Genomic DNA, 20005 nt, shown 5'->3' on the forward strand with positions numbered 1-20005 from the left:
GTCACTGAGGTGGATAAGTGCACACCTGATACGGCCCGCCGCCAACCCGGTCGAGCTGCGCAGCGCGCTCAGGAAGCTCACCGTGACCTACACCCACGACGGCCAGGAACGCACCCTCGCCGACTTCCTGGCCCGCACCAAGACCAACGGCTTCGTCGTCCTGGACGGGCAGAAGATCGTGTACGAGCGCTACGCGGGCGCGAGCCGCGACACCCGGTTCCAGTCCTGGTCGATGGCCAAGTCCTTCACCTCGGCCGCCGTCGGCATCGCCCTGCGCGAAGGCCGCATTCGCTCCGTCGACGACCCGGTCACCAGATACCTGCCCGAGCTGCGCGGCTCAGGCTACGACGGGGTGTCCGTCCGCGACCTGCTGCGGATGTCGTCCGGCATCGAGTGGAACGAGCGCGAGGACGTGCCGCGCGTGCAGGTGGCGGCGAACAAGGGCTACCCCGTCAGGAAGCTGGCCGCCCGCCAGGAGCGCGGCTGGGAGCCCGGCAGCCGGTTCGAGTACACCAGCATGAACTCCTTCGTCCTGGCCCGGCTGGTGAGCAAGGCCACCGGGACGCCGTACCACCGCTACATCGAGCGGAAGATCTGGCAGCCCGCAGGCATGGCCGGCACGGCGAACATCGGCAACGACGGCAACGGCGACAGCCTCGGCTACTGCTGCTTCTACGCCACCGCCCGCGACTACGCCAGGTTCGGCCTGCTCTACCTGCGCGACGGCCGGGCGAAGAACCGTCAGGTGGTGCCGGCCGCCTGGGTCAAGCAGTCGACCACGCCGTCCGGCGTCAACCCCCGCTACGGCCTGCACTGGTGGCTCGGCGGCGACGGCGGCGGCGACTTCATGGCGGCCGGATTCGGCGGGCAGTACATCTACGTCTCGCCCGAGCACGACGTCGTCATCGTCAGGTCGACCCACTCCACCGCCGCGCACGACCAGGAGGAAGAGCTGGCCGTGTTCCGCGCGGTCGCGGCCGAGGTGGCCCGCACGCGCTGACGGTGATCCACTGCCCTTCTACCCGCGCCAAATGCGTTGGTAGGCCTCGCGGTAGCCGCGCGGTTCCCATGATGCGGTGTCGTTCACGTTCTCCGTCGTAGTCAGGTGCACCGGCGTCACATAGCCGCTCGGCGGCCGGCCGGCGAACGCGCGGTTGAGTTCGTCGACGATCTGGCTGCCCTGAGCGTTCAACGGCTCCGGGACGGTCGCGTGCTGGAACTGCCGGTTACGGATTCGCTGGAACGCCGATGGATCGCCGTCCCCGGCACCGATGGAGTAGGGAGGCCCCTCCCCCTTCCTGCCCGCGGCGCGCAGTGCCGGAGCGGCGTCGGCGAAATAGACGTCGTTGATGGCGACGGAGTACGTCCATCGGTCTTTGAAGCGTGACAGCAGGGAGGAGACCGCCTGCGGTGTGCGGGTGCCCGCGTCGGGAAGCGGGATGTTCTCGTAGGAGAGGAGCTTGACGCCGGAGCAGCTCAACAGGGCCTTCCTGATCAGCTGGGACTTGTTCTCCGCGAAGGGGATCGAGGAGTCGGTGAAGATCACGACGCCGGCGTCGCCCTTTGACCTGGCGATGATCCAGTACGCGCTGATCCTCGCGACGTCCTCGACCCGGCTCGTGACGTTGGTGAAGAGCTTGGGATTCGCGCTGGGACCTGGTGACGTGGTCGCGTGCCAGCCGACGAGCGGGATGCCGGCGTCATTGGCCTGCCTGACCTGCTGAATCACGGTGTTCGGGTCGAACCCGCCGATGACGATCCCTGACGGCCGAAGGGCGATCGCCCCGCCCAGAGCCGCTCGTACTCCGACGGGAGTGCCCTGGCCGTCGATCGCTCGGAAGCGCCATCCTATGGACTGCGCGGCCTCCCGCACCCCCTTGGCCGTGCCGGCCACGCCGGGGTTGGTCATGGTCGAGGCGACGAAGACGATGCTCTTCCCGGGAACGGCTCGCGGCCCGCTCGTGGGGCCATCCCAAGGAGCGTTCACGGCTTCGGCCCGCGCGACCGCCTGCGCGGCCGTCTTCACCGCACCTGGGCACGGGCCCGCCCCGGTCCGGCCGGGAGCGCGGTCCGGCGCGGGGCCGGGTGAGCCGCGCGAGCAGCCGCCGGCGAGCACGGCGGCCAGCGCCAGCGCCGTCGCGCCGCGCAAGAAGCGGCTGCGGGTGAGGTTCATGCCTGGCCCCCGGCGCGTGTCCGGCGCCGCGCGGCGTAGCCGGCCAGCCCGACCGCGATGAGCAGGGTGGCCCCGTTGAACAGCGGTGTCACCCAGAAATCCGCCCCCTCCTGACTGATGCCGGACAACCCGATGGCGAGGACGGCGATGGCGACGAGGGTGCCCCAGGGGTTGGCCCGCCCGGGCTTGATCGTGGTGGAGCCGAGCAGGGCGGCGACGAAGGCCGGCAGCAGGTATTCCAGCCCGATGCTCGGGTTGCCTATCTGCTGCTGGGCGGCGAGCAGGATCCCCGCGAAGGCGGTCACCAGGCCGGAGCCCGCGAAAGCGAGGATGACGTACCGGCGGATGGGGATTCCGACGAGCTCCGCCGCCCGCGGGTTCGAGCCGATGACGTAGAGACAGCGGCCCAGCGCGAGACGCTCGAGCACGATCCAGAGCACAGCGGCCAGGACGAGGACATAGAACGCCGGTACCGGCAGGCCGAGGAACTTCGCGTAGTACAGGTCGGTGAAGGCCGCGGGCAGACCTCGCGGGCCGGGGAAGATCCGCGCGCCGTCGGTCACCCAGCCCGTGACGGCGTACATGATGCTGCCGGTGCCGAGGGTCGCGATGAAGGAATCGATGCGCGCGAACTCCACGAGGAAACCGTTGATCATGCCGACCACGGCCCCGCCGGCGAGCATGACCAGGCAGGCCTGGGGCCAGGGCCATCCGGCGTCGACGATGAGTTGCAGCGTCATGACGTGCGCCAGGCCGAGGCCGTAACCGATGGACAGGTCGAAGTTCCCTGTGACGATGGGGATCATCGCGCCCTGCGCGAGGATCGCGCTGATCGAATAGGCGTAAATGATCCCCGTCAGGTTGTCCATTGTGGGGAACGTGTCCGGCAGGGCGAGCGCGAACACGGCGAACAGAACCACGGCCAGCGCCGGCAACCCCCAGCCGCCGATGAGCCGACCGGCGGAGAACCGCCGCCGCGTGCGCCCGTCGGTCAGCAACGGCCCGTCCTGGAGATGACGGGCGTGGCCGTGGCCGCGTGGGTGAGGGCGGCGACGGTGAGGGCGTCACCGCTCAGCTCGGCGGTCACCGCTCCGCGCGTGAACACGAGCACGCGGTCGCACATGTTCACGACTTCCTCGAAGTCAGCGGAGACGAGGAGCGCGGCCAGCCCGGTCGCCAGGGCCTCGCCGAGCAGCCGATAGATCTCGGCTTTGGCGCCGACGTCGACGCTGGCCGTCGGCTCCTCGAGGATCAGGAGACGGCGGCGGACGCCGAGCCAGCGCCCGATCAACACCTTCTGCTGGTTTCCGCCGGACAGCGCGGCGAAAAGCGCTTCCGTATCAGCGGGGCTAACCTGCAGGCGCGTGATGACCGCCGCCGTTTCGGCGCGCTCGCGACGCGGTCTCGTCAGGCTCAGCGGCGATCGACCGCGCGTCCCCGGGTTCGCCAGGAAGTTCTCCCGGACGCTCAGGTCCTCCGCGGCGCCTTCCTCCTGCCGGTTGCCGGCCACGAGACCGACTCCCGCATCGACGGCGGCTGAGACCGAAGCCGGCCGGTACGGCCGGTCGGCAAGAGAAACGCGGCCGGACACGATGGGGCGGGCGCCGGCCAGCGCGCGTCCGATGTCCACGTGCCCGGCGCCCGCGAGTCCGACGAGACCGAGCATCTCGCCGGCTCGAAGGGTGAAGCTCACCGGGCCCGCCTGGCTGGTGCGCACCTCGGTCAGGCGCAGGAGGATCTTTCCAGGTCTGCGAAGCCGACGCGGGTGCACCCCGGTCTCCCGTCCGACGATGTCGCGTACGAGACCGGCCGGATGGCGGCCGGGGAGCGGTCCCTGGCTGACGAGGCGTCCGTCGCGAAGGACGGCGACCTGGCCGGCGATCCGGTAGACCTCGTCGAGCCGGTGGGTGACGTACAGAGTCCCGTGACCCCGGTCGCGCAGCGCACGCAGTACGTCGAAGAAGCCGGCACAGTCGGCGAGGGGCAAGGAGGCGGTCGGCTCGTCGAAAACGACGATCTTCGCGTCTGTGGCCAGCGCGCGGGCGATGGCGACGAGTGAGCGCTCCGCACGCGTCAGCTCAGCGATCCGCTCATCGGGGTCGAGGTGAGGGGCGACGTTCTGGAGAGCGTCTGTGCAGCGGTGACGCACCGCGCGCCAGGAGATGAGGCCGCCACGGCGGGCGTATCCCGTGCCGAGGGCGATGTTCTCCGCGACGGTCATCCACTCCACGAGGCCGAGATCCTGATGGATGAACGCCATGCTGGCGGAGGCGGCCTGGCTTCCCAGAGGATGGCCGGCCACGACGACCTCTCCCCCGTCGGCGTGATGGATCCCGGCCAAGATCTTGATCAGCGTCGATTTACCGGCGCCGTTCGCGCCGAGCAGGGCGAGAATGTCGCCGGGGTAGAGGTCGAGGTCCACTCCTCGTAGCGCGTGGACGCCGCCGAAGTGCTTGCGGAGGCCCCGGATCCGGACAAGCGGATCGGGACCGGTCGCTGGTGCCGGCCTGGCCGGGCGGTGACTCCACATGTCGTCGTGCACAGCTGTCTCCGCGGGACTTCACCACCCCGGCGACAGGCTCACTCGAGCTCGCCAGATATCCGTTTCATCGTACAGAACCAATGGTCAAAGGCTTGTCGCGACATTCCTTCGAAGTCACTCGTGGCCGAGCTCGCGCGACGCCCAGGATTTGACTATCTCTGACCTGGACGTGAAGTTCAGCTTGCGGAGGATGTTGCCGACATGGCAGTCCGCGGTGCGTTGCGAGATGACCAGGGTATCCGCGATCTGCTTGTTGCTCAGGCCCTTCGCGACGAGTTCGGCGATCTCCCGTTCCCTGCGGGTGAGGGTGGATGTCGCGTCGGATTCGGGTTGGAGGCTTTCCGCGCGTCCTGCGAGCTTCTCATCCAGCGCATAGGCGGCGGCCTGGTCGAGGGTGAACTCCGTGCCGCGGTCGAAGGCCGCCTTGAACGTCGCTTCACCGAGGTGCCGCCGGAGGTCGGACTCGCAGCGGTCATGAGCGCCCGCCAGATGCCGGAGCCCGGAGAGGGACGTTCCGATCGACCGCCAGACCACGTGGGCGGCACCCAGCATTTGGGCGGCCTGTTCGTGTTGCTTGTCGTCGGCCACAATCCAGGCCAGTCCCTCGACGCACTGGGCGAGGCCCAGGTGGTCGTTGCAGCGCAGCTTCAGCCGCACGGCGTCCCGCATCATGGTCCCGGCGCTCCGGAGCTCGCCCTGCCGCCATCGGTCGAGGGCCGTGACCCAGAGCGCATAGGAGACCGACCACTCAGCGTTCGCGCTCCTGGCTGTTTCCAGTACTTCCTCGCAGAGCGCCGAGGCACGCGGATCGTCCATGAGAACGGCGGTCATGGCCAGCTGGAAGAGAGCCACCCACGCGTGACCCCGATGACCAAGGGCGCGGCGCCGGGCTCTGGCCTCTTCCAGCAGCTCGAAGGCTCGGGCGAAATCTCCGGCCAGCAACGCGGAGAACCCCGTGATGTGCATCGCTCCGGCGAGTTGCGCCTCGTCTCCGTGCCGCTGCGCCAGCTCCCGGCACTCTTCCAGCAACGGCTTCGCGGCTCGTGCCTCACCTCGTAGCAGCACGAGCCACGCGTTGACCCACAAGGCCTTGGCCCGGGTGGCGCTGGGGGCGGAGTCCTGCGCGAGTGCCCGCTCCAGCCAATGGTGCCCCTCGCTCGGGGAACTCCACGAAAGCCGATGGCTCCACATGGCGGCGGCGATCTCGAGCGCGGCCCATGCCTCGCCTGGCTCGCTCAGGCAGAACTCCAGGGCGGCCCGTACGTTCCCCTGCTCCTGGGCGAGGCGCCCGAGCCATTCCATCTGGTGCTCACTGAACCATTCCGCCTCGGACTGCGCAGCCAGGCTGCGGCACCAGTCGCGATGCCGCAGCCGCAGGGCCTTGTCCTGGCCGGAGGCGACGAGCCGATCCCATCCGTAGTCGCGTAGCGTGTCCAGCATCTCGAAACGTACGGCGGAGCCCTGCGCACGGCGCTGCAGGATCGACTTGTCCATCAGCTGAGTCAGCAGGTCCAGCACGTCTTCCGGGGCCACCTCGTCCCCTGAGCACACCTGCTCGATGGCTTCCACGCCGCAGCCGCCGGAGAAGACCGACAATCGTTCCCACAGCACCCGCTCTTCGGCGGAGCACAGGTCATAACTCCAATCCAGCAGCGCTCGCAGCGTCTTCTGCCGCGCCGGTGCGGTGGAGGGCCCTTTCGTCAGCAGCCGGAATCGGTCGTCGAGGCGCTCGAGGATCTGTTCCACGGACAGAATCAGCACGCGCACCGCTGCGAGCTCGATGGCCAGCGGGATGCCGTCCAATCGCCGGCACAGCCGCACCACCGCCATGCTGTTGGCGTCGTCGACCCTGAACTCGTGTACGGCGGACGTGGCACGGTCCTCGAACAGCCTCACTGCCTCGTTCTGCAGGGCGCCGTCCATCTCAGCCGCCCCCGGCACCGTCAACGGCGGAACTTCGAGGATCAGCTCATCCGCGAGGTGCAGCGGCTGCCGGCTGGTGGCCAGGATGCGCAGCTCAGGGGCCATGGTCAGCAGATCGCCTGCCAGGGCCGCACACTGGGCGATCAGGTGCTCGCAGTTGTCCAGCACCAGCAGCAATCTCTTGTCGCGCAGGTATTCGGCGAGAGTGGCCAGGTCCGGCCGAGGGCATCCGATCGTGCCGGCGACCGTATCGGTCAGCAGGTCTCCGACCACCAGCGGCGCCAGGTCGATCAGCCAGACCCCGTCCGGGAACTCGCGTGCCATCTCCGCGGCGATCCGCCGCGCCAGACGCGTCTTGCCCACGCCGCCTACACCAGTGAGGGTCAGCATCCGGCCACCCGAGAGCAAGCGCTTGCCCTCGGCTAGTTCATGCCTGCGACCAACGAAGCTGGTGAGCTCAAGTGGCAGATTACCCGCGCGCGGTTGCGCGATGGCCCCCATAGCACCACAACCTGGTCCATCCACCCTCACGAAGTTCGTAAGAGTAACCCTGCACCCAGGCTACCCGCCTGGTGTGACGGCCAGGGCCACACCACATCCCGGTGACATCCATGGTCAGGTCACCCGACGACCAAGGCCGTAAAGAGCCCAGAAGCCTGCCGGCAGGCAGGGATAAGCAGTCTTTCAGCGCGTAAGCGATCGCTTGCTCGATGGTACGGCAGTTCCGCTTGGCCTCGTCCAGCATCGCGCGGAACCCAGCCCGTCCCAGGACGTGGAGGATTCCCCGCACGCAATGGTCATGGAATTCCAAAGTCCGAGGAGAGCGGAGCGCGGCGCTTGCTCCGATCGCGCGCCAGATCACGTCAACAGCGCCGAGCAGGCGCGCGGCACGGGTGAACTCGCTCCTCGATTCCGCGATCCACGCCAGCAGCTCGATCGTCATCGACGCGCCGATGGCGTCGTTGAACTCCCACTGCATCGACAATCCCTGACGGGCCAGGTCTTCTGCCCGCCCAGCGTCCCCCTCGACCCAGATGTCGCGTCCGAACGACCAGTAAACGTAGGAGCGCCAGCAACGCTCACCGAGCTCCTCACTGATGGCCAAGGTCCGCTCGGCGATCGCCTTGCCTTGAACGGTGTCGCCCGCGTTGGAGTAGGCCCGGGCCTGCACGACCATCGACCAAAGAACACCATCGGACTCGCCTGCCCGCTGATGAGCGGGGATCGCTTCCTCGATGTAGCCGAGCGCCTCTCGTACGCGCCCCTGGAACACCGCCCTGTTGCCGCGCAACGTGAGCGCCCACGCCTTGGCGACCTCATCACCCCACTGCTCGGCCAGCCTCTCGCACTCGTCGAGACACCGGCCCATCGCGGTGTGATCTCCTTGCATCAACGCCGCCCACGCCGCCACCCACAGCGCTGTGGTTCTCGCCGGGCTCGATTCGACGGACGACGCCAGCGCCCGGTCCAGCCACCAACGCCCTTCGGTGAGGTATCCGCCGACGCACCAGTGAAACCGCAACGCCGCGGCGAAGGCCAGGGCCGAGCGTCCGTCGGCGGGATCGCACATGCAGCACTCCAACGCGGCCCGCAGATTGTCGTGATCGGCGCGCAAGCGAGCCAAGGCCGCCCGTTGCCCCGGCCCGCACCACTGGGCGGTCGTCCGCTCGGCCAGGCCGAGATAGTAGTCACGATGCCGCTTCGACACGTGTTCCAGCTCGCCCAGCTCGGTCAGCCGCTCCCGGCCGTACTCGCGAATCGTCTCCAGCATCCGGTAGCGGACGGCACCCTTGGTCTCCACCCGCATGATGATCGACTGCGTCATCAGTCCATCGACGAGATCGAGGATCTCCTCCTTGCCCAGATCGCCGTCCGCGCAGACGTTCTCGGCTGCGTCCAGGTCGAAACCGCCGGCGAACACCGACAGCCGGGCCCACAGCTGCTTCTGCTGTGGAGTGCACAGCGCATGACTCCAGTCGATCGTGCTGCGCAAGGTCTGCTGCCTGGGCGGTGCCGGTGGTTTCCCGCCGGTCAGCAGCCCCATGCGATCTTCCAGCCGGTCGACCACCTGCTCGATCGACAAGTACGTCAACCGAGCGGCAGCGAGCTCGATGGCGAGCGGGATCCCTTCCAACCGTGCGCACAGTGTCGCCACGGCATGACGGTTGGCCCTGGTCACCGAGAAACCCGGCTTGCGGGCCATCGCTCGCTCCACCAGCAGACGCACCGCTTCCCGGCGCATCAGCGCGGCCGTGGACGGCAGCCGGCCGAGGTCGGGCACCGACAGCGGCGGCACCCTGAAGACGTGCTCCCCCGCGATGTCCAACGTCTGCCGGCTGGTGGCCAGGATCCGCACGCCAGGAACCCTTTGCAGCATCGCATCGACGAACAGCGCGCACGCGTCGATCAGATGCTCGCAGTTGTCCAAGACGATCAGCAGCCGCCGGCCGACGAGGTAGTCGGCCAGCTGATCCTCCGGCCGCCTGGCCGAGCGGTCCTGAATTCCCAGCGCATCGGCCACCGTCTGGGCCACCAGCGTGCCGTCCAGCAACCCCGCCAGATCCACCAGCCACACGCCATCGGGAAAGGCGCGTTCTGCCCTGGCTGCCACCTCGATGGCCAGCCGCGTCTTACCGACTCCGCCAACGCCCGTCAGCGTGACCAGCCGTGAGCGGGACAAGGCTCTGGAGGCCTCGGCGATCTCGCGTCGCCTGCCGACGAAGCTGCTCTCCGCGACGGGGAGACACCCCATCGCCCCTCCAAAGCCAGTCCATTTACCTTCTTTTCAGACTAATCCAAGCAGGTCAACGCGCCGCCACCGCACGGTCGGCGGCCAGCCGATCCTTCCGGCGAGCAGTCACGCGGACGTCGAGCATGACCACCGCGAGCACGTGAGTGTGTAGTCAGCAGCGCGTGTGAGAACGCAGAAGGGGCCCGCACCCATACAGGTGCGGGCCCCCTACTTGCGAGGCGTGTGCCGTGATTAGGCGGGAACGATGTTCTCGGCCTGCGGGCCCTTCTGGCCCTGCACGACGTCGAAGGCCACCTTCTGGCCCTCAGTCAGCTCACGGTAGCCACCGTTGGAAACGATGTTGGAGTAGTGCGCGAAGACGTCGGCGCCGCCGCCGTCCTGCGCGATGAAGCCGAAGCCCTTTTCCGAGTTGAACCACTTCACGGTTCCGGTCGCCATATCGATCTCCCTTTGATAGGTGCAGGGACGAAATCCGCCCTGTGCGGATCCCGTGGCGTTGGCTGAGCCCATCCGGAGATGACCGGCAAACAAAAACGCACCTGAAGTGTTTCCGTCAGGTGCGCACAAGTCCTTATGGGTACCACAACTGCAACGTCTTCACATTAGCACACACATCGGCCACGGTGCAACAGCCCGTACCGGCACCCCGTCAGGAGTGCACGGCCCGAACCTCCGTAACGACGAACTCGTCCACGATGTGCTCGTTCTGCACCAGGTATCCGACCACGCCCGCCACCGCCTCCACGCCCTGAGCGGCCCGCGCCTGCCCGCTCAGCAGGTACACCAGAGGGGTCGACGGCTGGTCGATCGCGAAGTGGCGGTCATGGCGGTGCACGTCGTGCAGGGCCCTGATCGGAATCGGCCGCGCCGAGGTGAACCACACCGCCACCTCCCAGAGCGGCAACGCCGGATCGGCGTCGGCGGAGGCGCGATAGCAGGTGACGCAGCCGCGCCCGGCATGCTGCCCGTGCGGGCAGGTCCATTGGGCGATGTCGGCCCGGCTCTGGTCGTGCTTGCTCAAGATCGCCGCCTCGGTCACGCGCCGGCGCGCCGACCTTGAGGATTCCTCGGGCTGGTGGGAGTAGTTGCTGACGATGATCGGATCCCTTCACTCCGATATCGACCTTAGCCCCCGGCGACGGCCCCGCACATGGGCGCGCCGCCTCTCCCGCTCCCATGTAACTTTCAGCCGCGGCGGCGGCCGCGCACAGCTCACCGGGCGGCTTCTTCACGGACGCTGCGACGGGACTTGACAGCGCTTGTTGCCACGCCGAACACTCAGAGCCGCTCTGAATATGTGACATACCGCAGCAAACGACTGTCGTGTTAGCGCTACTACCCGACCGCGTTCCGGAGGTCTTCCCCGAGCAGGACGTCAAACCGCCCCACCCGATCTTCAGCGACAGCGACCTCGCCTTCGGCGGCGGTGGCGGTTAGCCGGCGGATCAAGCGATCGCCTGGTAAGCGGTGGGCGCGTAGCTGGTCTGCAGCCGGTGCGTCTGGTCGGCAGGCACGTGGAAGGAGGCCGGCTACCCGCCCGTGGTGAAGATGGACTTCCACTTCGAGCACTCATCGATGGGGCGCTTGGAGTTGCCGCGGCAGACCTGGACCTTGATCTGCAGCACGCTGCCGTAGCTCTTGCGGAAGGTGCCGGTGCCGGGCGTGCAGTTGTAGAAGCCGTAGGTCTTCCAGCGTCCGTTGCTCGCGCTCTGGGCGCGGAGCACGGCCCAGGCGCAGCCCTTGCCGCGGGTGTCCTCGAGGTTGCCGTAGACGACGTACCCGAACTGGCTGATGGCGACCTTGCCCCAGGCGCTGGCCATGCCGTCGGTGGAGTGGACGGTGCGCCACTTCCAGATGGCCGGATCGGCCGCGGCGGGGGCGGCCACGGTCAGGGGGAGGGCGACGACGGCGAGGAGGGCGAGCAAACGCATGAGGGACTCCGGCGTGAAACGTGAATCGGACACTCCTATAGATAGGCCCCGATACTTGTGAGCCGCTTGGAAGCCGCTTGGTGCCCCCGGACGCCGGTGAGACGGAACCGCCGCCGCGCTACGTGCGCCAGCCGTGTTTGACCAGCAGGTTCCGGCCTTCGTCGGCGACCGCCGCGTCCACCACGACGTCGTAGCGGTCGGCCACGAGGTCCCGGCGGGAGATGAAGCCCTGGCCGGCGCGCGCGGTCACGTGGGTGACCAGGCCGAAGGCGGCGCCGAAGAGCGCGCCGTACGCCAGGCCGCCGAACAGGTATGCCGTCGCCGATCCCGCATCTCCGGTGAAGAACGACATGAACAGCCCGGCCAGCAGGCCGAACCAGACGCCGGTGGCCGCCCCGGCCCCTGCGGAGCGCAGCGCGGTGGCGCGGCCGAGCACGGTTTCGACCAGGCGCAGGTCATGGCCCACGATGCCGGACCGCTCCACCGGGAAGCCATTGTCGGCGAGGAACCCGACGGCCTTCCGCGCCTGCTCGGAGGTGGAATAGGAGCCGACGACCGGCCGGTTCTCGACATTCGGCAGGATGACCGTCGGGGCCGACTTGAACATGATGGTCCTCCGTCCTCCTCCGGATGCCGTTGGCGTCCATCGGCGTCATCACCATCTCTAAGTCAAGCTCTATAAAACATATAACTCCAATTGAAGCTTTACGTCAACATCGACGGAACGCGCCTGGTCAAGCGGTCAGTCCCAGGTGGGGAGCATGCCTTCGGGGTAGCGGGCGCCGAAGCCGCCGGTCGGGAGGATCTCGGCGATCTGCTTCAGGTCCGTGTCGTCGAGGGCGAGGCCGGCGGCGGCGACGTTCTCCTCCAGCCGCTGGACGCGGCGGGTGCCGGGGATGGGGACGATGTCGTCGCCCTGGGCGAGCAGCCAGGCCAGGGCGAGCTGGGCGACGGTGGCACCCTTGGTCGCGGCCAGGTCGGCGAGGCTGCGGGTGGCCTCCAGGTTCTTCTCGTAGTTGCCGGGCTGGAAGCGGGCGTCCCAGCTGCGCATGTCGGTGGGGTCGTACGCGGCGCCGGGCTTGGCCTGATCGGTGAGGAAGCCTCGGCCGAGCGGCGAGTACGCGACGAACCCGATCCCCAGCTCGCGCAGGACGGGCAGGAGGATCTCCACGTCCCGCTCGAACAGGGAGTATTCGGTCTGCAGCACCGAGACCGGCTGGACGGCGTGCGCGCGGCGGATGGTGCTCTCGCCCGCTTCGCTCAGCCCGAAATAGCGGACCTTACCCGCGTCGATGAACTCCTTGACCGTCCCCGCGACGTCCTCGATCGGCACGTTGGGGTCGACGCGGTGCTGGTAGAGCACATCGATGACGTCGACGCCGAGGTAGCGCAGGCTGTTGTCGACGACCTCGCGGATGTGCTCCGGGCGGCTGTCGAGGCCGAGCTGGGTGCCGGTGAAGTCGAACCCGAACTTGGTCGCGATGACCACCTCGTCGCGCACCGGCGCGAGCGCGGCTCCGACGATGCGCTCGTTCTCGCCCTGCCCGTACAGCTCGGCCGTGTCGAAGAACGTCACGCCGAGCTCGTGGGCGCGGCGGATCGTGGCGATCCCTTCGTTCTCGTCCGACGGGCCGTACGCCAGGGAGATGCCCATCGCGCCGTATCCCAGCGCCGACGCCTTCAGCCCCTGCTGTCCGAGGTTCCGCTGCTCCATGATTCCCACTTCCATGTAAGAGGGCTTTAACATTGATGTAAGAGTACTCTAACATCAGGAATGAAGGAGAATCGTTCGCCGTGAGCAGACCCACACCGCCGAAACGCGGCTACCACCACGGCGACCTGCGGGCCGAGCTGATCCGCGAGGGCCTCGCGCTCCTGGCCGAGACGGGCGTCGCCGGCTTCTCCGTGGCGAAGGTCGCCGCCCGCGCGGGCGTGTCGTCGGCCGCGCCGTACCGCCACTTCGCCGATCGGGACGGGCTGCTCGCCGCCTGCGCGGCCGCCATCCTCTGCGACATCACCGACCGCCTCGTCGAGGCGGCCGAGTGGGCGGGGCCCGATCCCGTGGACCGGCTCGCCGCCACCGCGGGCGCCTACACCCGCTTCGTCCTGGAGCATCGCGCCGGGGTCGACCTCGTCTACTCCTATGACTTCGCCGAGCCCCACCGCCCGATCGTCCTGGAGCAGAGCCGCCGCCTCACGGGCGTCCTCATGGATCTGGCCTCGGACGTCCTGCCCGCCGACACCTCGTGGGCCGAGACCGCCGACTTCGTCTACGTGCATCTGTCGACCACGCACGGCTACGCCACCCTGCTCCTGAAGGGCACCCGCCCGCCGCAGGACGTCGAGGATCACGCGGCCCGCGCCGTCACCGCGGCCCGCGACCACATCACCGGCCATCTCCTGCGCCTGCGCGGAGGCTCTTGATCGTAGCGGTACACCGTCTACCATCTTCAGTATCCGGTATGGAGCTGATCGCATGGTTTCGAAGCCGCTCGACGAAGCCGTCCGCTTGGAGTCCGTCTACAAAGCGTTCGTTCCGCGGGGCCGTTCCGCGCAGCCGCTGCTCGCCCTGGAGGACGTGACCTTCGCCGCCCGTCCCGGCGAGTTCGTCAGCCTGGTGGGCCCGTCGGGCTGCGGCAAGTCCACGGTGCTGAACCTGCTCGCCGGCCTGATCCAGCCGTCGGCGGGCCGGGTCGTCCACCAAGGAAGACCGGTCTCCGGGGTGAACACCGAGGTCGGCTACATCACTCAGGAGGACAACCTGCTGCCGTGGCGCTCGATGCTGCGCAACGTCGAGTACGGCCTGGAGTTGCGCCACGTGCCCAAGGCCGAGCGCCGCCGGCGGGCCAGGGAGTTCATCGAGCTGGTCGGGCTCGCCGGCTTCGAGAACCACTACCCGCACGAGCTGTCCGGCGGCATGCGCAAGCGGGCCGGCATCGTGCGCACGCTCGCGTACGACAGCGACGTCGTGCTCATGGACGAGCCGTTCGGCCCGCTGGACGCGCAGACGCGCGTCATCCTGCAGGACGAGCTGCTCAAGCTGTGGGAGCTGCGGCGGCCCGCGGTCCTGTTCGTCACCCACGACCTCGTCGAGGCCATCGCGCTCAGCGACCGGATCCTGACCTTCACCTGCCGCCCTGGACGGATCAAGCGGGAGTACGAGGTCGCACTCCCGCGACCGCGGGACGTGTTCCACATCCACGACCTGCCGCAGTTCAGGAAGCTGTACGACGCGTTGTGGGACGACATCCGCATGGAGATCGCGGCCACATGACCCTTTCCACGGTGCCCGGCGGGCCGGCGGTGCTCGCGGAGGCGGCCGCCCGCGCCCGCGCCGCCGCGGCCCGCGAGCGGCTGCGGGTACGCGGCGGGATCGCGCTGCTCGGGGCGGCGTTACTGCTGTTCTGGGAGTACGGCCTCGGGCTGTTCGTCGAGCGACGCTACGTCAGCAGCCCGTCCGAGGTCGCGCTACGGCTCGCCGACCTGGTCGTGGACGGGCAGCTCTGGGGACACATCGGGGTCACGCTGGCCGAGGCGGGCGCCGGTTACCTCATCGGCATCGCGGTGGGCCTGGCGGCGGCGCTGCTCCTGGTGGCCGTCCCCATGCTCGACGAGATCACGGGACCGTTCCTGGCCGCGTTCTACTCCATCCCGAAGATCGCGCTGGCGCCGATGTTCATCATGTGGTTCGGCCTCGGGCTGCTGCCGAAGGTCCTGCTGGCCGCGCTGATGGTGTTCCTGATCGTGCTGGCCAACACGATGGCCGGGGTGCGCGGCATCAACCCGGGCCTGGTCGAGGTGGCACGGGTGCTGGGCGCGCGCGGGGCGACGCTGGTCCGCACGATCGTGCTGCCCGGCGCGGCGCCGGCGGTGGTGGCGAGCATCCGGCTGACGTTCTCGCGGGCCATGGTGGGGGCGATCCTGGGCGAGTTCATCGCCGCGACGCAGGGGCTCGGCTTTCTCATCGTGCGGTCGTCGCGCCAGTTCGAGACGGCGACCGTGTTCGCCGGGATCGCCGTCGTCGCCGTCCTGGTCATGGTGGTCAACGCGGCGATCCGGGCCGTCGAGGCGCGGGCGCTGCCGTGGAGCACGGGGAGGGCGCGCGGATGAGTGAACAGGTCACGGGGAGGCCGCGCGGATGAGCGAGCAGGTCGTCGAGAGCGTGCGGAGGCGGGGCGCGCGGCGCGGGCGGACCCGGCGGGTGGTCGTGTGGGCGTGCCGGATCGGCATCGCCGCCGGCGCCATCGTCGTCTGGGATCTGGTCTCCGGCACGCTCGTGCGGCCGTTCTTCATCAGCAGCCCGCAGGCGGTGGCCGGGCGGCTGGTGGACTGGTTCGGGTCGGCGGACTTCTGGTTCCACGCGCGGTTCACGCTCACCTCGTCCGGGCTGGGGTTCCTCGCGGGGGCGGTGCTCGGGATCGTGCTGGCGTGGCCGCTGGCGCTGCGCCGGGTGGCGTATCGGGTCGTGGAGCCGTACTTCCTCATCGCGTACTCGATTCCGGCGGTGGCGCTGGGGCCGGTGTTCATCCTGTGGTTCGGCATCGGGCTGGCGCCGAAGATCGTGCTGGCCGCGTACTTCGTGTTCTTCGTGGTCTTCATCAACACCGTCGAGGGCATCAGGCAGGTGCCGCAGGGGCTGCTCGACGTCACGCGGGTGATGGGCGGCAGCCGGTGGGCGACGATGCGGTCCGTGCTGCTGCCCGGCGCGCTGCCGTACATTCTCGCGGCCTTCCGCGTCACCCTGCCGGCCGCCATGATCGGCGCGGTGGTCGGCGAGTTCATCGCCTCCAACCGCGGCATCGGCTACCTGACCAGGGCGGCGGCCGGGCGGTACCAGACGGCGGGGGTCATCGCGGGGACGATCGTGCTGGCCGCGATCGTCCTGCTCCTGTCCTTGTCCCTGCGGCCGCTGTCCCGCGTGCTGCGCTGGCAGCGGGACGTACGGCTGCGCGGCGGCGACGCCCTGTGATCCTGAGGAGGCCGGTATGAGGAGGGCCGCGTTAGTAGCGATCTTGATCGCGGCGAGCGCCTGCGGCGGGGACGCGGGCGGTGAGCAGCAGAAGAAGATCACGATCGCGTCGGCGCCCAACGTGTTCCTGTCCGCCCTGTACGTCGCCCAGGACGACGGCATGTTCGCCGAGGAAGGGCTGACGGTCGAGATCGTGGAGGTGGAGAGCGGCAACGACAGCGTGGCCGCGCTCGCTTCGGGCCAGGCACAGTACGCCGACGTCGGGTTCGAGGACCTCGCCGAGCTGAGCCAGGCGGGCGACGACTCGGTCATCATGGCCCACGACATCCTGAACCGGGTGACGCTCACGCTCGTCATGCGCAAGGAGGTCGCCGAGCGCAAGAACGTGACCGCGGCCAGCCCGCTGAAGGACCGTCTGAGCGCGCTCAAGGGGCTCAAGATCGGCATCACCTCGCCGGGCTCCCCCACCGACACGTACATGCGCTACTACCTGGCCTCGGTCGGCCTCGACCCGGAGCGCGACGTGGAGATCGTGCCGCTCGGCGGCGGGTCCGCGCTGCTCGCCGCTCTGGAGAAGGGCCAGATCGACGCGTACCATCTGTCGCCGCCGACCCCGTACGTGGCCGCGGAGAAGGGCTTCGGCGTGGTGCTCATCGACGGGCCCAAGGGCGAGGTGCCGGAGCTCGACAAGTTCGACTACACCGCCTGGGCGACGTCGCGGCAGTGGGCCGAGGACAATGCCGGGACCGCGACGGCCTTCAGCCGCGCGCTCGCGCAGGCCACCACGAAGGTGAAGCAGCAACCGGACGCGGTGGCCACGCAGATCATGGACGATCTCGGCAGCAGCGACAAGGCGACGGTGCTGCGCACGGTCAAGGCGATGTCGTCGGCGCTGTCCGACAAGGGCTGCTTCGACGCCGCGGTCGTCCAGCGCACGCTCGACGTCATGCTCAGGCTGAAGATCCTCGAGGACAAGGCGGACGCGGCGGAGGGCCGCCTCTGGACGAACAAGTACAACGGCTGCTGAGGAGCGACATGCGCATCATCAGGTACGACGACGGCGGCACGGTGCGATGGGGCGTACTCGACCCGGACGGCACGGCTCGCGCGGCCGACGGCGACCCCTTCACGGAGGGGCTGCGCCCGGGCGCAGCCGTGGAGGGCGAGGTACGGCTGCGGGCGCCCGTGACGCCCAGCAAGATCGTGTGCGTCGGCCGGAACTACGCCGACCACGCGGCCGAGTTCGGCAACCCGGTCCCGAAGGAGCCGCTGATCTTCCTCAAGCCCTCGTCCTCGATCGCCGGCCCCGGCGACGAGATCGTCTACCCGTCGCTGTCGGGCCGGCTCGACCCCGAGGCCGAGCTGGTCGTCGTGATCGGCCGCCGCGGGCGGCGCGTCCCCGCCGAGGACGCCATGTCGATCGTGTACGGCTACACCATCGGCAACGACGTCACCGCCCGCGACCTGCAGAAGAGCGACCCGCAGTGGACGCGCGGCAAGGGCTTCGACACCTTCTGCCCGCTCGGCCCGTGGGTGGACACCGACTTCGACCCCACGGACGTCCGGGTCACCTGCGCGGTGAGCGGCGAACTGCGCCAGGACGGGCGCACACGGGACTTCCTCTTCGACATCCCGGCGCTCATCGCGTACGTGTCGGCGTTCTCCACGCTGGAGCCGGGCGACGTCATCATGACGGGGACGCCGCCCGGCGTGCGCCCGGTCAAGCCCGGCGACACGATCACCGTGGCCGTGGAAGGGCTGGGCGAGCTGACCAACCCGGTGGTCACCGAGGCTCCGTGATCGGTCAGGCTGCCGCGACCTGCGACGCTGACCTCGGGTGGGGCGCCCGATCGAGCGCCCTCCGGTATGTCATGCCGCCCGTTCCGGCCTCTTGAGCACCTCGGTCAGGGCCGCGATGCTGTGGTCGCCATGGCCGGCCTCGACGGCCCGCTTCAGCAGGTCGTGCAGGGGAGCCTGCCAGGTCACGTCGAGGTTCGCCTCCTTGCCGAGTTCCTCGTCGTAGGCGACTCCCGCCAGGAAGACGTTCACGCTGGACATGGGCTTGGTGTAGTCGCCGCTGTCGATCTCCCGGGCGAAGGCCGGCAGGATGGAGGAGATCATCTCCAGCCACTTGACGGTGAACCGTACCAGCGTGTCCGCCTCCAGCCCGCGGGCCTGGACGGCGGCGGCGCCCTGGAAGAAGCCGACGAGCGCCGGCAGCAGGGTGCCGCCCACCGCCATCTCGTAGAGCGCGGCGAGATCCGGCTCCGCGCCGAGGTGGACGGTGTCGCCGCCGAGGATCTTCAGCGTCGCCAGGTGGTCGTCGAAGACCGTTTTGTCGCCGCTGTAGTACAGCAGCGTGTCCGGGGCTCCGACGGCCGAGGGCACGTTCTTGATCGCGCCGTCGAGGAACCGGGCGCCGTGGCCGGCCGCCCAGTCGGCCATCTCGCGGGCGCCGGCCGGGGAGCCGCTGTTCAAGGTGATCAGAGCCCGCCCCTTCAGCGCCGCGGCGGCCGGTTCCAGGGCTTGGCGCGTGTCGTCGTACCTGGTCAGGCAGGCGATGACCAGCGGGCTCGCCGCAACCGCGTCCTCGATCCGTTTCGCGTGGACCGCTCCCATGGCGACAAGAGGCGCGGCCTTTGCGGCGGTTCGGTTCCACACGGTGGTCGGGTGTCCGGCCTTGACGAACGCCTCGGCCAACGCCGTGCCCATCGGGCCCAGTCCGATGACGGTCACAGGTGTCATGTTCGTACTCCAGTCACAGAGGGGTGAGTCCGCTCCATGCTGGGGGTTCACTGTCATACTCACAAGTACCTACTATTTTGCCGGGTACTGACAAATATGTAAGTGAGAGTGCCGATGAAGAAGCGGACCTTCACCTGTGGGCTCGACGCCGCCATCACCGTCATGGGGGGCAAGTGGAAGGGGCTGATCCTGTTCGCGCTCCAGGACGGGCCGGTGCGCTTCGGGGAGCTGCGGCGGGCGGTGCCCGGGATCAGCGAGCGGGTGCTGATCCTGCAGCTCCGCGAGATGGAGACGGCCGGGCTGCTGCATCGCGAGGTCTATCACCAGGTCCCGCCGAAGGTGGAGTACTCGCTCACCGAGTTCGGTCACTCGCTCAACACCGCGATGGGGCCGCTCGGCGAGTGGGGCGAAGAGCACATGGATCGCATCGAGGCCATCCCCTGGGACCAGGCCCGATGACATGAGGGGGCCGGATCCGGCCCCTCATGTCGGACGGCTATCGCTTCAGGACCTCGACCAGGGTACGAATCGTTGTCCTGATTGGCTAAGCGAACCTGAGCGGAGATGTTTTTCGGATCATCTGGTCGGGCTGTTTCGTGCCGGAATTGCTGAGCCGTCGGGTGAGTGGCGCCCGGGAATTGTCGGTGGCGGTGTGTAGCGTCGCGTGCGCACGTTGATGTGCGGGGTTCGGTGCCGGGGGGAGGGGCGGGTGCGCATGGCGGTGATGGTGGCGATCGCGACCTGTACCGGGTATCGGGCTGTGTTGGAGGCGACCGGGGAGGTGGTGGCCGGGCCGGTGCTGGTTGAGCGGGTGGCCTGGCTGGCCGCGCTGGCCCAGGCGATGACCGCCGGGATCGTTGCGGAGCGGTGGAATGCGCGGGATCTGGATCTTCTGGCCGCCGGGGTCGGGGTGGACGGGCGGGTGTTGCCGGTCAAGGGGTGGATGGCGATCCGCAGGCTGGGCTGGGGG

19 protein-coding genes and 1 pseudogene are annotated in these 20005 nt (G+C 68.9%); 9 read left to right on the forward strand and 11 right to left on the reverse strand.

The window, feature by feature from the left end:
• The coding region (locus tag EJK15_RS55860; protein ID WP_240777828.1) for a serine hydrolase domain-containing protein at positions 1–1000 on the forward strand (1000 nt) is incomplete at its 5' end.
• 18 nt (positions 1001–1018) lie between these two features.
• Here EJK15_RS55860 and EJK15_RS55865 read toward each other — a convergent pair.
• The 10 genes from EJK15_RS55865 to EJK15_RS55910 form a co-directional block, all read right to left on the reverse strand.
• Positions 1019–2173, reverse strand: a complete 1155-nt coding sequence (locus tag EJK15_RS55865) for a substrate-binding domain-containing protein (protein WP_138718589.1) — start codon at positions 2171–2173, stop codon at positions 1019–1021.
• A complete protein-coding gene (locus tag EJK15_RS55870) occupies positions 2170–3171 on the reverse strand; it encodes an ABC transporter permease (protein ID WP_138718590.1) in 1002 nt (333 codons plus the stop codon). Before EJK15_RS55870 ends, EJK15_RS55865 begins: the two co-directional genes overlap by 4 nt.
• Complete coding sequence (locus EJK15_RS55875) at positions 3165–4715, reverse strand: sugar ABC transporter ATP-binding protein (protein WP_206061754.1); 1551 nt, start codon at positions 4713–4715, stop codon at positions 3165–3167. Before EJK15_RS55875 ends, EJK15_RS55870 begins: the two co-directional genes overlap by 7 nt.
• Before the next feature lie 114 nt (positions 4716–4829).
• A complete protein-coding gene (locus EJK15_RS55880) occupies positions 4830–7028 on the reverse strand; it encodes a LuxR C-terminal-related transcriptional regulator (protein WP_171075126.1) in 2199 nt (732 codons plus the stop codon).
• Between the two features lie 79 nt (positions 7029–7107).
• Positions 7108–9390, reverse strand: a complete 2283-nt coding sequence (locus EJK15_RS55885) for an ATP-binding protein (protein ID WP_138718592.1) — start codon at positions 9388–9390, stop codon at positions 7108–7110.
• A gap of 231 nt (positions 9391–9621) precedes the next feature.
• Positions 9622–9828: a cold-shock protein gene (locus EJK15_RS55890; protein WP_055509312.1), complete on the reverse strand. Its 207-nt coding sequence runs from the start codon at positions 9826–9828 to the stop codon at positions 9622–9624.
• A 211-nt stretch (positions 9829–10039) separates the two neighbouring features.
• Entirely contained in the window at positions 10040–10411 is a 372-nt protein-coding gene (locus EJK15_RS55895; protein ID WP_138718593.1) for a hypothetical protein, read from the reverse strand.
• 508 nt (positions 10412–10919) lie between these two features.
• Positions 10920–11321 carry a hypothetical protein gene (locus tag EJK15_RS55900; protein WP_138718594.1) on the reverse strand — a complete coding sequence of 134 codons (402 nt, stop codon included), beginning with the start codon at positions 11319–11321 and terminating at the stop codon, positions 10920–10922.
• A 118-nt stretch (positions 11322–11439) separates the two neighbouring features.
• Positions 11440–11928: a YflT domain-containing protein gene (locus EJK15_RS55905; RefSeq protein WP_138718595.1), complete on the reverse strand. Its 489-nt coding sequence runs from the start codon at positions 11926–11928 to the stop codon at positions 11440–11442.
• A gap of 135 nt (positions 11929–12063) precedes the next feature.
• On the reverse strand, positions 12064–13050 hold the full coding sequence (locus tag EJK15_RS55910; protein ID WP_240777829.1) for an aldo/keto reductase: 987 nt from the start codon (positions 13048–13050) through the stop codon (positions 12064–12066).
• Between the two features lie 65 nt (positions 13051–13115).
• Here EJK15_RS55910 and EJK15_RS55915 point away from each other — a divergent pair, with 65 nt between their 5' ends.
• Genes EJK15_RS55915 through EJK15_RS55940 form a run of 6 tightly spaced genes read left to right on the forward strand, consistent with a single transcriptional unit; the run spans position 13116 to position 18090 of the window.
• Positions 13116–13745, forward strand: coding sequence for a TetR/AcrR family transcriptional regulator (locus tag EJK15_RS55915; RefSeq protein ID WP_138718596.1), 630 nt, complete (start codon positions 13116–13118; stop codon positions 13743–13745).
• 52 nt (positions 13746–13797) lie between these two features.
• Positions 13798–14595 carry an ABC transporter ATP-binding protein gene (locus tag EJK15_RS55920; RefSeq protein ID WP_138718597.1) on the forward strand — a complete coding sequence of 266 codons (798 nt, stop codon included), beginning with the start codon at positions 13798–13800 and terminating at the stop codon, positions 14593–14595.
• The gene (locus EJK15_RS55925; RefSeq protein ID WP_138718598.1) at positions 14592–15431 is read left to right on the forward strand and encodes an ABC transporter permease; all 840 of its coding nucleotides are present in this window, start codon (positions 14592–14594) and stop codon (positions 15429–15431) included. The genes EJK15_RS55920 and EJK15_RS55925 overlap by 4 nt, the downstream gene beginning before the upstream one ends.
• A gap of 28 nt (positions 15432–15459) precedes the next feature.
• Complete coding sequence (locus EJK15_RS55930; protein ID WP_138718599.1) at positions 15460–16290, forward strand: ABC transporter permease; 831 nt, start codon at positions 15460–15462, stop codon at positions 16288–16290.
• Positions 16291–16333: 43 nt separating this feature from the next.
• Entirely contained in the window at positions 16334–17317 is a 984-nt protein-coding gene (locus tag EJK15_RS55935; protein ID WP_171075127.1) for an ABC transporter substrate-binding protein, read from the forward strand.
• 8 nt (positions 17318–17325) lie between these two features.
• Positions 17326–18090 carry a fumarylacetoacetate hydrolase family protein gene (locus EJK15_RS55940; protein ID WP_138718601.1) on the forward strand — a complete coding sequence of 255 codons (765 nt, stop codon included), beginning with the start codon at positions 17326–17328 and terminating at the stop codon, positions 18088–18090.
• Between the two features lie 69 nt (positions 18091–18159).
• Here EJK15_RS55940 and EJK15_RS55945 read toward each other — a convergent pair whose 3' ends face one another.
• On the reverse strand, positions 18160–19035 hold the full coding sequence (locus EJK15_RS55945) for an NAD(P)-dependent oxidoreductase (protein ID WP_240777830.1): 876 nt from the start codon (positions 19033–19035) through the stop codon (positions 18160–18162).
• Between the two features lie 114 nt (positions 19036–19149).
• Here EJK15_RS55945 and EJK15_RS55950 point away from each other — a divergent pair, with 114 nt between their 5' ends.
• Entirely contained in the window at positions 19150–19494 is a 345-nt protein-coding gene (locus EJK15_RS55950) for a winged helix-turn-helix transcriptional regulator (RefSeq protein WP_138718603.1), read from the forward strand.
• A 250-nt stretch (positions 19495–19744) separates the two neighbouring features.
• A pseudogene (locus tag EJK15_RS55955) lies at positions 19745–20005 on the forward strand (zinc ribbon domain-containing protein); the annotation flags it as partial.

The sequence above is a fragment of the Nonomuraea basaltis genome (genome assembly GCF_005893125.1).
GTDB classification, from domain to species: domain Bacteria; phylum Actinomycetota; class Actinomycetes; order Streptosporangiales; family Streptosporangiaceae; genus Nonomuraea; species Nonomuraea basaltis.

Excerpts from the sequence above, each read along its gene's own strand:
- EJK15_RS55865 (WP_138718589.1), bottom strand. The coding sequence starts at position 2,173 with ATGAACCTCACCCGCAGCCGCTTCTTGCGCGGCGCGACGGCGCTGGCG.
- EJK15_RS55880 (WP_171075126.1), bottom strand. The coding sequence starts at position 7,028 with ATGCTGACCCTCACTGGTGTAGGCGGCGTGGGCAAGACGCGTCTGGCG.
- EJK15_RS55885 (WP_138718592.1), bottom strand. The coding sequence starts at position 9,390 with ATGGGGTGTCTCCCCGTCGCGGAGAGCAGCTTCGTCGGCAGGCGACGC.
- EJK15_RS55890 (WP_055509312.1), bottom strand. The coding sequence starts at position 9,828 with ATGGCGACCGGAACCGTGAAGTGGTTCAACTCGGAAAAGGGCTTCGGC.
- EJK15_RS55900 (WP_138718594.1), bottom strand. The coding sequence starts at position 11,321 with ATGCGTTTGCTCGCCCTCCTCGCCGTCGTCGCCCTCCCCCTGACCGTG.
- EJK15_RS55905 (WP_138718595.1), bottom strand. The coding sequence starts at position 11,928 with ATGTTCAAGTCGGCCCCGACGGTCATCCTGCCGAATGTCGAGAACCGG.
- EJK15_RS55910 (WP_240777829.1), bottom strand. The coding sequence starts at position 13,050 with ATGGAAGTGGGAATCATGGAGCAGCGGAACCTCGGACAGCAGGGGCTG.
- EJK15_RS55920 (WP_138718597.1), top strand. The coding sequence starts at position 13,798 with ATGGTTTCGAAGCCGCTCGACGAAGCCGTCCGCTTGGAGTCCGTCTAC.
- EJK15_RS55925 (WP_138718598.1), top strand. The coding sequence starts at position 14,592 with ATGACCCTTTCCACGGTGCCCGGCGGGCCGGCGGTGCTCGCGGAGGCG.
- EJK15_RS55930 (WP_138718599.1), top strand. The coding sequence starts at position 15,460 with ATGAGCGAGCAGGTCGTCGAGAGCGTGCGGAGGCGGGGCGCGCGGCGC.
- EJK15_RS55940 (WP_138718601.1), top strand. The coding sequence starts at position 17,326 with ATGCGCATCATCAGGTACGACGACGGCGGCACGGTGCGATGGGGCGTA.
- EJK15_RS55945 (WP_240777830.1), bottom strand. The coding sequence starts at position 19,035 with ATGACACCTGTGACCGTCATCGGACTGGGCCCGATGGGCACGGCGTTG.
- EJK15_RS55950 (WP_138718603.1), top strand. The coding sequence starts at position 19,150 with ATGAAGAAGCGGACCTTCACCTGTGGGCTCGACGCCGCCATCACCGTC.